Annotated in this window: 9 protein-coding genes; all 9 read left to right on the plus strand. The window is 34.6% G+C overall.

Translation table 11 applies throughout. The features are described from left to right. Nucleotides 1-535: 535 nt before the first annotated feature. Nucleotides 536-2,512: a site-specific DNA-methyltransferase gene (locus tag QGN23_RS11200; RefSeq protein ID WP_282904388.1), complete on the plus strand. Its 1,977-nt coding sequence runs from the start codon at nt 536-538 to the stop codon at nt 2,510-2,512. A 60-nt stretch (nt 2,513-2,572) separates the two neighbouring features. Beyond that, the gene (locus QGN23_RS11205) at nt 2,573-3,286 is read left to right on the plus strand and encodes a Cthe_2314 family HEPN domain-containing protein (RefSeq protein WP_282904389.1); all 714 of its coding nucleotides are present in this window, start codon (nt 2,573-2,575) and stop codon (nt 3,284-3,286) included. A gap of 2 nt (nt 3,287-3,288) precedes the next feature. Then, nucleotides 3,289-3,741 carry a hypothetical protein gene (locus QGN23_RS11210; RefSeq protein ID WP_282904390.1) on the plus strand — a complete coding sequence of 151 codons (453 nt, stop codon included), beginning with the start codon at nt 3,289-3,291 and terminating at the stop codon, nt 3,739-3,741. Nucleotide 3,742: 1 nt separating this feature from the next. Then, a complete protein-coding gene (locus QGN23_RS11215; protein ID WP_282904391.1) occupies nt 3,743-3,937 on the plus strand; it encodes a hypothetical protein in 195 nt (64 codons plus the stop codon). Then, nucleotides 3,927-6,329, plus strand: a complete 2,403-nt coding sequence (locus tag QGN23_RS11220) for an AAA family ATPase (protein ID WP_282904392.1) — start codon at nt 3,927-3,929, stop codon at nt 6,327-6,329. Before QGN23_RS11215 ends, QGN23_RS11220 begins: the two co-directional genes overlap by 11 nt. Before the next feature lie 715 nt (nt 6,330-7,044). Continuing rightward, nucleotides 7,045-8,577: a hypothetical protein gene (locus QGN23_RS11225; RefSeq protein WP_282904393.1), complete on the plus strand. Its 1,533-nt coding sequence runs from the start codon at nt 7,045-7,047 to the stop codon at nt 8,575-8,577. Nucleotides 8,578-8,586: 9 nt separating this feature from the next. Further along, nucleotides 8,587-10,533, plus strand: coding sequence for a T9SS type A sorting domain-containing protein (locus QGN23_RS11230; protein ID WP_282904394.1), 1,947 nt, complete (start codon nt 8,587-8,589; stop codon nt 10,531-10,533). Between the two features lie 246 nt (nt 10,534-10,779). Further along, entirely contained in the window at nt 10,780-11,133 is a 354-nt protein-coding gene (mobC, locus tag QGN23_RS11235) for a plasmid mobilization relaxosome protein MobC (RefSeq protein WP_282904395.1), read from the plus strand. A gap of 41 nt (nt 11,134-11,174) precedes the next feature. Then, nucleotides 11,175-12,620, plus strand: a complete 1,446-nt coding sequence (locus QGN23_RS11240; protein WP_282904396.1) for a relaxase/mobilization nuclease domain-containing protein — start codon at nt 11,175-11,177, stop codon at nt 12,618-12,620. Nucleotides 12,621-12,628 lie beyond the last annotated feature (8 nt).

Consider the following 12,628-nt stretch of genomic DNA (forward strand, 5'->3'; position numbering starts at 1 on the left):
AAATCCCGTACAGCGGTGAAGAAGTTGCTAAAATTGTAAAAAAGATGGAAGACCGAAAAACGCCGACTTATTTACTGTATTACGCATTTTTTCTGTCTTTTTTATCCGTTTTTTTAAGTTACTTACCTTTGATTAACCTCACTAAAAGTGTCGTTGTTACAGCAGGATTTACTTACCTAATTCTTAGACTTTTTTATTCAGTAAAAAATCGCACAGCAGACACAGCGTTGCTAAAGGTATTTGCATTCGGCGCAGTTTATATTTACGCAATTGTAATGTTGTGTCTTCAATCGACGTGGAATGCAAGCGACGTGATAAATGAAAAGATTACTGAGCACCATTTAAGTTTCGACTACTTAGGGAAATCCTATAAAGTAGAGGATACACTTCGATTTATAGGTGAAACCAGTACTTACATTTTTCTATACAATAAGACTGAGGAATCCACTTTAATTTTCCCGAAAACTAAAATTGACAATTTAACAACATTTCCAAAAGACTCTTTTCTGTTTAATAGAGTTAAAAATAGCAAATAATGGAGAACATAAAAGACTATATGCCCGAAAGTCCGGATTTCAATCAGGAACGTTTAGATAAATTGAAAGAACTTTTCCCGGATCTTTTTACCAGTGAAAACAAATTGAATACGGAAGAACTGAAAAAATTGGTGGAGCCGGACAGTATTAGTGAAACCGAACGGTACGAATTCCGATGGTTTGGCAAAAGCAATGCGAAACGGAATGCCTTCACGCCCAGCAATGCGACATTGATTTATGATGAAGAACGCAGCGTAAATCCCACAGACTCTGAAAATATAATTATTGAAGGTGAAAATCTGGAAGTGCTGAAACTGCTCAATTCTGCCTACCGCGAAAAAATAAAATGCATCTATATTGACCCGCCCTACAATACCGGAAAAGATTTCGTGTATTCCGATAATTTTACCCAGGATAAGAAAGCCTATTGGGAAGATTCCGGAATTGTGGAAGATGGATTAAAAATAGACACCAATACGGAAACCGACGGCAGATATCACAGCAACTGGCTCAATATGATGTACAGCAGATTGTTAGTAGCGCGCCAACTATTGCGGGAAGATGGAGTTATTTTTATGTCCATTGATGATAATGAAATTCATCATTTAAGAAAATTATGCGATGAAATATTCGGAGAGGAAAATTTTGTAGGAAATATAATTTTGCAAACAGCAACTGATAATAATCCTTCTCAAATAAACACCGAACACGAATATATATTGTGCTATGCTAAATCAAAAATTGCACAACCATTTTGGGAAGCAAAAAGCCATGCATCTGACTTAATTATTTCAAAATATGAAGAATTAAAAACTATTTTTCAAAATGATTTAAGTGCATTACAAGTTGAATTACGAAAATGGATAAAACAAAATAAAGAAAGCCTACCCCGAGTTACCCACTATGATAATGTCGATGAACGAGGTGTTTATCATGATGCAGATATCGCTAATACAAAATTTGGAGGTTATAACTATGAAATTTTACATCCTAAAACTCAACTGCCTTGCAAAATTCCAGAAAAAGGATTTAGATTTCCAGAGGAAACTATGAGAAGGATGATTTTACAGAACGAAATAGTTTTTGGAAATGACGAAACAACTTTAATTAAACCTAAAAAGAGAATAGAGAATGTTAAAGATGTTTTACGGACTGTAATTTATGAAGATGGTCGTGGCTCTACCAAAGTTGTAAATGATTTACTTGGCAGGGGTGTTTTTGACAACCCCAAATCACAAACAGTTTTACAAAGGCTGTTTGATTTTGTAACGATTGAAAATGATATTGTCTTAGACTTTTTCGGGGGATCAGGAACAACAGGACAAGCGATAACTGAGCTTAACATAGAAGATGGCGGAAACAGAAAATATATTTTAGTTCAACTGCCAGAGAAAACCGACGAAAAAAGTGAAGCATATAAAGGCGGTTATAAAAAAATAAGCGACATTACCATCGAGCGTAATAAAAGAGTGATCGAAAAGCTTATCGCCACCAAAGAAGCGGAACAACCTGATTTATTTACAGAAGAAAATAAAGAAGAAAATTTAAAAGGCTTAGGTTTCAAAGTTTTTAAGCTTGCAAAATCCAATTTCCCACGCGTAGATTTTGCACCCGATCCTGCAAAAACAGATGCAGAAAATATAGAATTGCTCAAAAAATACATTGCAGAAAAAGAAGCCCAATTGGTCAATGCTTTTAACCGTGAAGAATTACTTACCGAAATTTTATTGAAGAAAGGTTTCAATCTCAATTTTACCACTGAACAACAATCACAGTTCACCAAAAACGAGATACTCCTTGCAAAAGACAGTGAAAAGGAAACTTTGATCTGCCTTGATGTAACCATAGCTCCCGAAACCGTAGAATATTTCAAAACCCATAAAGACCAGAAATTTATTTGTCTGGAACGGGCTTTAGATACCACGAAGAAGTATAATTTAAAGCATTATTTGGGTGAATTGGTGGATGTGTTTTAATATATAGATATGACATACTCTGAGCTTTTAAAGAAATTTACCGCGCATTCGGGGCAATTGATGGCCGCAGTAAAAGATTTGCCTGAAATGCAAGGAGAAGGAAACAAAAGACATCTTCTAACTTCAATTCACAAACTAAATATTGATATCAATTCAAAATTTGTAGCATTGGATGGTGTTATGAAGGATTTAGAAAAGGTCGCAGTATTCTTACGTCTTATTCCAGACAAGAGATTTATTGATGAAAATAATATTAGTGAGTTAGACTACGTAAAATATCATTTGGAGGTTTTTTTTCATAAAGTAGCAACTGGATCTGACTTACTGAAACTTTTGGTGAATGTGCTTTTTGAGTTAAATATTGAAAACCGCAACTGCAATTTGAATATTTTGAAGAAAAAGTTGCCGGAAGAACATCATCAAAATTTCATACAGTTGATTGAGGCGTATGATAAAACGTTTGAAACAATTAAATTTCTCAGGAATAAAAACAGCCATGAAGCAAAATTTTATGATGACGAATTTGAGAGACTTGCGATGATTGATAATTTGTACAGAAACTCTAAAAAATTCGACATGGAAACGGAATCTCTTAATTTAATTATGCCAGTAGGATATTTAGAGTTCAAAATCAAAGAATGGCGTAAGGGAAAAGTTGAATGGATAACTGAAGCAATAAATGCTTACGAGAAATACATTGATAAAATAATCGAAAACTCAGTTTATATTTATTTTACAAAATATAAATCTTGGGTTGAAGAAAAGACAGGCTAGAAATGAGCGAAAGCATTAAAATTTTTTTTGATAATCCAAAATTATTAACGTCAGATAATCTGAATATTTTAGACGGTATTACAGGTTTGTACTTTATTTTCACTCATGGTATTAACATTCAGTATCCTTTCGATAAGTCCAAATTGATTTATATCGGAATGAGTGAAAAAAGAACCAATAGTATAAAGAAAAGACTTGTAGGACATTTAGACGGAATAAGCAATGTAGGATTAAAAAATTATGGAAAAGTAGACACATTATTTTTCACCTATATAAACTTTGATATTTTGAAAGAAATGTGGAACTTGAAAATAGAAGAATTGGAAACCTATTTCTTACATAGTTTTGTAAAAAATCATGGTGTTTCTCCTATTTGTAACAATAAATTAAACAGTGCCATTTTAAGTGAAAACTTACCAATAAAACTTGAAATTGACTGGGGATATTTTAAATGATATGGAAAATACAATAAAATCCGGTGTAGAAATCCTAGATGAATTTTTTGAAAATTTGGTAGATTTAGAAAATGTTGATTCCAAGATCGCTGAATTGTTAAAGGACCTATACCTTGAGGGAACTCTCACGGAATCCCATGTTAAAAATGAATTAGAAAAATTGCGAAACGAAAAAAATTCTCCCGATGAAGATTAATAATTTACGACTAAAAGGTTTTAGAGGTGTTCGTAGAGAATTAAACATTCTATTGAATGGGAAGTCAATTGTTTTGTATGGTGATAATGGTACTGGTAAAAGTAGCATTACAGATTCTATAGAATGGTTTTTTTCTAATAAAATTGACCATTTATCTAGTACCGAAATAAATTTAAAAAGTGCAACTAGGAATTACTTCGCGCCAGAAGAAGAGAGAACAGAAGTTGAAATAAACTTCAATAATAATTCCTTAGACGCTACAAAAGGATTTCTGTCTAATGATGCACCGAAATTTTCTAAAATTGATGATGATTTCAAGAAATTTGTAAATGATTCGCAGAAAGAAAATTTCATTTTACGTCATCGAGATTTGGGGAATTTTATACTCTCTCCAAAAGGGGACAAATTAAAAGGTTTATTAGATATTATTGGATTTTCTGAGGTAACAAAGAAGAAAGAGTTACTTGGTAAAGTTTACCGCTCAATTAATACAGAGATTAAAAAAGAAAATTTTGAGAACCAAATCAATACTCAAAAATCAACTCTAATATCAAAACTTTCTGCAAATGTAACATCCGAGGCGAATCTAGTAGAATCTGTAAATGAGAAGATAAAAAATCTTAAACTAGAAATAAAAGCAACGAGTTTGGCAGATATAGATACTGTTCTGGAAAAACTTAAAAAACCGCACAACGAAAATATTTTAAGAGAATATGAAATCTTAAATAAGGCTAAAACTGAAATTGAAACAATAAAATCCGAGAAAGATTTTCTCAATACTACATACACAAATTATTTTAATGAATTTGATCTAATTTCGAAAGATGTAGATGGAATAATGCAAACCTTTCTTGCAGAATTATTGGATACTGGGAAAACGATTTTAAAAAAGTATCATAAAGCTGACTCTTGTCCGCTTTGTTTGCAACCTAAAAGCAATTTAGAATTGCAAGCAGAACTTGAAGTACGATTATTACAGATTGAAGAAGCATCCAAGAAAAAGGTAAAGTTTGATAACGCAAGAAAATTGCTAGAATCAGTTTCTATTGAAAGATTAGATCGCCTTAATATTGATTACACAAAATATTTTGAGGATCAAAAGCCAATTATTGATTTAGAAAATTTGAAAGAAAAATTCAAAAAGTTTCAAGAAAATGCAAAGATAAGAGTAGTGTCCAATGAAAAATTGCTTTCATTGGAAGGCGCCCTATTTCAGGATTCTGACTTTGAGTTTGTGGAAATGCTCGCTTTAAGAATAAAACAGATAGATGCAATATTTAAAAAGGATAGCAGTACCCAAATTTTCGCAGACATATCTGCTGCAAAAGATGCATTCATTAACATCAAAAAGTTTGAAAAAGCAAGGGAGCAGTTGGAAAACCAGCGTAAATCTTTAGAATTGATTTATAATCACTTTATAAAAGTACTCAAAGAAGGTTTAGAGAACTTTATTAATTCTTTTTCGGCGAAAATAAATGAGTATTATCAATTTATGAATCCCGAAGAACCTTTTCAAAACCTTAGATTAAAAACGATTGGTGACGAAGATAATTTGGATGGTTTAACGATAGAATTTAACTTTAAAGATAAAATAATTTCGCCCCCTCAAGCACTTTTTAGCGAATCTCATCTAAATTGTTTTGGTATTTCATTTTTTCTTGCATCAATAGATGCATTTGGGAAAAATTCAAAATTTATTGTTTTTGATGATGTAATTTCAAGTTTTGATTCGACACACCGGAAAAGATTTTCCGAATTGTTATTTGAAAAATCTAAACAATTTCAGATAATCTTATTAACACACGAATTTGAGTGGTTTAAGAATTTTGTAAAACCACAAGCAAAAGGTAAAGGTTGGTTGATAAAAGAAATTGCATGGAATGACGAGGATGGAACTGTTTTAAAACTTTCGAGCAATGGCAATGAAGAAAGGATTAATGAGTTGCTAGCAGAAGGTAATACTGATGTAGTGGGAAATATGATGAGAATATTTTGTGAAAATAAATTTAAACAGATTGCGCATAACCTGCAGGCAAAATTTGCTTTTAAGTATGGAGATGATAATGAACACAGAATGCTAGACGAACTATTTGCAAGAATTCGGTCTCAAATTAATGGGCAAAGTCCCCAACTTAAGAGATATGCTACGCTTTTTGACAGAATTCAAAATTCTAGTTTACTCACGAATTCTGCATCGCACGATAACACTTTAATTTTTAAAATTGCCGACTTAAAAGCAATGTGGGCTGATTTTAAAGAGTTTATAAACTTGTTTTACTGCCAGGAAGATGATTGCAAAAAGCAGGAAGTTGCGATGAAGTTTTACGACAGTGTAGAGAAAACAATCCGATGTGGTTGTGGGAAAACTAAATATGAATGGAAGGATAAATGATATAGAATTTTACTAATCGTTCTAATAAAAATTTCTACCTGTGTAACGAATATTCGGTCATTTTAGGAATTATATTTATTAATCGGGCGTAGATCAAGGGAAGGTTCCTTTTTCCAACCTGCGTAATTAAGTCACAGGTTCAAAAAATAGATTGCGTAAAAAGATCCTAGGTACCTGAGTAAAATGATCATAGCAGTCCTTCCAAAAAGCTGCGTAAAATAGCACCCACCTGCGATAAATCAATAAGTTGGCAACAAAACCTGCGTAATTAAAATATAGGTTTGCACTTAACCTGCGTAAAATAGCACAATCCCAATTTTCTTTTCTTTTTTAGAAGCAATCTTTTCTAACGTAATACAAATCAACTATTTATCAGTTTTAAAAATTGTTTTTCAAACCTCTTAAAAATAAGTCGGTTTTGAATAGCAAGATGTGTCTTTGTACCCACAACTTTTCAAGTTGGGTTACAAAGACGAATCTTGCCTTTTTTCAAAAGGGGAAAAAACTTCGGAACTCGTTTTTTATTTGGGGCTAGCAAATTCATGCAGCGGCAGATTTATGTGCAATCATCCAATTTAATCCAGTATAAGCCAGAAATTTTACGCATCCCATAGTTTATATGCCAGTACATTACTGAATAATGTTCTGAGGCTGAATTATGCTATAATTCTGATAATAAAATTTCAATTTTGTAACTGTTTTAGCAACAACAATTATGAAAAAGAGTTTTATTATTTTATTATTTATGTTCCACGCTTTCGCTTTCTCTCAAGTTGGAATTAACACCACGGCACCAAAAGCGACGTTGGATGTATCTATTAATACACAGGACATCTCACAAGCAGACGGAATCATTCCCCCGAGGGTAACCGGTTTTCAGTTAAAGAACAAGGATCATCTATATAACAGTGAGCAGACAGGAACCATAGTGTATGTTAATGAGCCGTTGTCTTCTGAAGACACCACAATTAAAACAGGTGCTGTCAGAAAGGTCGGTTATTACTATTTTGATGGGGCGACCTGGAAAGCATTTGAAAATGGAACTCTTGAAGAAGTTGTTGAAAAAGGAAATTACACTCCGAAATACATCACATTTATTGGGAGCACCAATTCTCCTTTACGAGATGGTGCGTTGGGTATGAGCGAAGAAACATACTCAATGTATTTCGGAAATATGAATCCAAATCATACAGGTTTCTATAACCTTGGTTTCGGTTACGGTGCACTTGAGCAAATTTCAACTTCAATGTATTCTACTGCGGTTGGATCCATGGCTGGACAGAAACTCACGACAGGTAATGCAAACAGTTTTTTTGGAGATGAAGCCGGAGCTAATAATACCACCGGTCATAAAAATTCAATATTTGGAATGGCAGCTGCATTTCATGACCGCGCTGGCAGTTTTAATTCTATTTTCGGCTACAAAGCAGGGCAATTTCGAAATCTGGGAAAATACAATGTCCTTATTGGAAACAGTGCAGGATCATCAAGTGGAACAGCGCCTGTTTCAAACCTCGGAAATAATAATGTACTTATTGGAACCGGTGCAGGTTTTGGCGAAGCCAATCTCAACAACAAACTAATTATTCATTCAAATAATTCTTTGCAGGCCGCTGATTCAAATTCAGTGACCAATGAAGGCATTTTTAGTGATCCCGGTCAAAGTAGCTTGGCAAACGCACTGATATCAGGTGATTTTGTTGATAGATGGCTTAAAGTAAATGGACGATTTCAAATAAACCCCACAAGAATTAGCGCTGCTACTACAAACTACACTAAAATGTTAGTTTATAATCCTGCCGATGGAGAAGTTGGCTCAAAAGATTTTAGTGCAGTACTCACCACCACCGGAACTCAGCTGGGAAACCCGATTACTGGTCAAATCGAAATTGCAGGAGGGGACACAATAGGATATCCTGGCACGTATGGCCTTTATAGTGAAACTGCTGATAGAATCGCAGGTTTTGCCATACAAAACGACGGTGACATTATTCCGGGAGTATTTGTGAAAGATAAAGCAACGGGTGAGATTCAAGGGCTTTACGTCACTTATCGAGGTGTTTCACTACCGGGCAAAGTGACGGTGGATTCTTCTGTTTCAATCACCGAGAATAATCAGCTCGTACCGAAAATATGGGTGGAAAATTATGTCGCCAGTCAAACTAAAATTCCCGCGATACCATCGAAAGGAACATTCGTTTTACAGTCTGTTGATGGAGTAATACAGTGGATTCCATCAAAGGATTAAATCATGAGGATGATGAAAAAAAATACTGTGTTATTATTTGTGTTGACTTCTACTTTATCAATCCATGCGCAGGACGTAACTACTCATATCGCAGAGGAGAGTATGTTATCTATTGTCAATGATGCTCTTTTTTATAATCGGGGTGGACTGCAGACGAAAGGAAATGGTAGGGTAGAAGTTTTTTCTAAGATGCTAATTGAAGCAAAAACCGAAAATGACGTTGTGAGGGCAATTAATGCCACTAACGACAACTTTTTCTTGCGGTTAACAGATCCAGCTAATTGGCAAACTTCTAAATACGGTCAATTATTTATTACCGGTTTAGAACAAAACCAAATTAGTTTGGTAGTTAGTAAAGAGTTTGCGAGTAATAAGCATGGAGATTATCAGCAAATCGGTGTGCCGTTTTTTGATAAGGAATTTGGGACATTACAATCTGAAATTAATACTGTTTTCACTAATCAAAGATGGAGCAAAACTGAGATTCTTAAATGGAATAACAGCTTAGTTCAATTTGATGGGTCAATCATCCCGGCTACTCCGATCAATTCTGCAGAGACTCCAGGGATCACCGTTGAGCTCACGGATAAAACAAAATTTGAAGACAGGGCTTCTTATTACGCACTCGGAACGGGAGGTGGTCTGATCCCAGAAAATGTAAGCGTTATAAACGGAGTTCCTTACGCAGACAATCTGACTTTACCATTAAGTCCCCAAACAGTTCAGTTTGGCTCTAATGGAACCGGAACAAATTTATACAGAGAAAAATATAACACGTATATCACTGATATTTTCGAAATAGATAATCCGTGGCAACAGACTTACGGCAAGTTTATCTATCAATTTTCTAATCCCTTTCTCACGAACCTGGATCTTTCTTTAATAGGAATAAATGAGACTCTGCAGGGCACTGTAGTTGGCGACGACAATAATATTGACAACATTTGGGGAATTGCCGTTAATCCAACTAATGTCCATTTCAATACTGCCTCAGGAACAACTTCAAACTACGCGGCTAATCAAATCGTGACCTTCGATATCAACAACCGTCCTGTGGGTAATATCAATGCATTGGTGATAAAGCCTCTTGGTACTTTTAAAATAAAATTACGCAATAGTACTCCAGCCATTTTAAATTTTGATAATCTTCGAAGATTTTCAAATATTCCCCGACAGGAAAACATGAATTATCATGTAAACGCAAACCGGATAAATGGCACTTCGGTAAAGCAGTTAGGCGTCTTGTTATTAGATGATAATTACAATCAGATTGGTGAAACTTACTATGCGGTAGCTCCTCATTTTAAAACTGGGAACAATGGAAACCCAAGTGAATACTCAGTTCAGGCCCAGGCCAGCAATTCAGGTTTAATAAGTTCTTACGAAGAAAATACTCAGATCGGAGGTATAGATGAAAATTTCGCCACGAGATACAGGCTCTACATCAATGAAGCGAATGAAGGAGATTTCGAAGGTAAAAAACTTTCTATGGCCGTTTATGGCGGCAAATATTTGAAATTCGAAATCCGTGAAAATGCCCAATTAGTTGAAGAAGGAAATCTATCGACAAACAAAAAATTCTTTTATGAGATTGACGGCGGTGAAAAAATAGAAGTTAAACAAGGAGACATTGTTCCCCTCACTGCCCAAACTTATGGTTTTTACTACGGCACTCCCAAAACACTTTCGTCTTCTTCATCGATTAAAGCAAATCGAACGGTTGTAACATACAATCCGAGTATCAAGAGTTATGTGGTCTTATTCGATCCGGAATGGCAAAGAGCTCAAGTTGCTGTTTTTGATATGAGCGGTCGGCTCATCAAAGAAACTAATAATATTGAGACATCAACCCCATTTGTTATTGAACTGAACAATAGTATAAAATCCATGTACACGGTTCAAATCATTTCAAACAAGGGTGAAACTGTAATTTCTAAAATAATAGTAAACAGATGATAATTTTTTTGAAAAATAAATTGATGAGATTGTGTCTGGTTGCCTTACTAGTATGCACTGGCATTCTTAATGCGCAATTCACAGACAATGTTTATATGGAACAAAAGCAGTCTGTCGGCGGTGACGGCCCGGGCGCACCACCGGATTTCGGCGGTGGGAACCCCACGGTTTCTATTGACCAATTTATCCCATTCCTGTTAGCGTTATCTGTGTTTATAATTGTTTATGTCGGTCTTTATAAAAAGTATGGTAGAAAAAGCAGAAACAATAAAATTTCGGATAGATAAGGAGAGGAAACAGGTTTGGATAAAATTCTGTTCAGAAAGGCAGATCACATTAACCAGCTTTATCGTCAACTCTGTAGAAGGAAGACTGTTAGATAATGAAAGGAGAGAAGTACTGGCGTTCATCGAAAAACAGGATAATCTCTTTGTCAAAATAGAAACAAATATCAATCAGGTGGCAAAACTGGTGAACGGACAAAAGAATATCTCCGAACCGGAGCTTAAGAACTTTTCGGAAACGCTTCGTGAGCTGATACTTCTCAAGATAAGGCAGAATGAAATATTTGAAAAGATCTATTCTATCCTTGCGAAATGATCGTAAAAATTATGCCGGCGGCCGGTTCAGGTTTCCCAGGGGTGAATTACAACGATAAAAAGATTAAAAGTGAAAAAGGTGAGTTGATGACGATGAAAAATTTTCCTTCCTTCATTAATAAATCGAGTGGTAAACAACAAGTAAGAGATTATTTAAGGGCCATTTCAATAGGAAACAAAAAAATAATCAAACCTCAATTTCATGCCATGATTTCCACAAAGTTTCAGGAACATTCCAAAGAACAACTTGCCGAAATCGCAGAAAATTTCATGATTGAAATGGGATACGGCAAGCAACCTTTCACCGTCGTTTTCCACAATGACACAGATAATAACCATGTCCACATCGTATCGACAAGAGTAGATAAGACTACTGGAAAAAAGATCAACGATAGTTTTGAAAAACTAAAATCGCAAGAAGCATTAAGTAGATCCCTTGAACAACTATACCATCTTAAACCCGATGAGGATCTTGATAAATTATTGAATTATAAAGTCAGCACTTTCAAGCAACTCGAAACTTTACTTGAAAGAAATGATTTCAAAATGATTAAAAATAAACTAGATGAAAATGCTTTTGATATCCTGAAGAACGGAGTGACCCAAAGGAAAATAAATATTGAGAGAATAAATTTTGCGAAGAATCAAAAGGACAGCAGGAAAAATCAGATAAAAGCAATCTTAATAAAGTACAAAGATCTTCATTCCAACAAAGTGTTTAGGGTTGAAGACAAGAGAAAACAAGAATCAGTATTTCCTGCAACAAAAGGTAGGTTTGGCGAAAATGAACTTAAAATAAGGTTGGAATTTGAAAGTGAACTGCAGCACAAACTGAGGCAATTATTTGGGATAGACATCGTGTTTCATCACAAAGATAATCACCAACCATTTGGATATTCGTTGATCGATCATAAATCACAGAGAGTCTATAAAGGTAGTGAGGTATTAAAAATGAGTGAGCTGTTTGAGTTTACGGAAGAGAAAGTTGATAAGCGACTTTTTGAAGTTTTGAAAGATTTTACTATTCCGGATAAAGAATCAAAATTGATTCTGTTGGGCTTTTTTAATAAAAACAATCCAGAAGCGAAGCTGCAAGAGTTCATGCTCTTCGAAAACAGAGAGCGGAAAAAATTGGAAACTTATAAAGCAATCCAGAGTGAAGTTAGAGACCATTTACAAAATAACATATACAAAAATAGTGATGAAGACAAAGTGTTTATTATAAAAAGTGAAAGTGGGAAGGTCTACGCAATTAGCACTAAACACCATTTTGTTGGTGAACTGCAGAGTTTAATAGGAGATAGAGAATATCAGAGAATATTAAATTCAGAAATAGTCAATAGTGAAAAATCACAACATGAAAAACATTCCAGAAGTGAAGTAATGGAAGCTGTAGATGAAATGCTTTTTGAAGTCATGAAGACTTCAGGAATATCAAAAGATCCCGGAGAAAACGAACTCAAAAGGAAAAGAAGAAAACGGAAATAATAAAATTA

Origin of the sequence: Chryseobacterium gotjawalense (assembly GCF_030012525.1) — a bacterium.
GTDB lineage: Bacteria > Bacteroidota > Bacteroidia > Flavobacteriales > Weeksellaceae > Kaistella > Kaistella gotjawalense.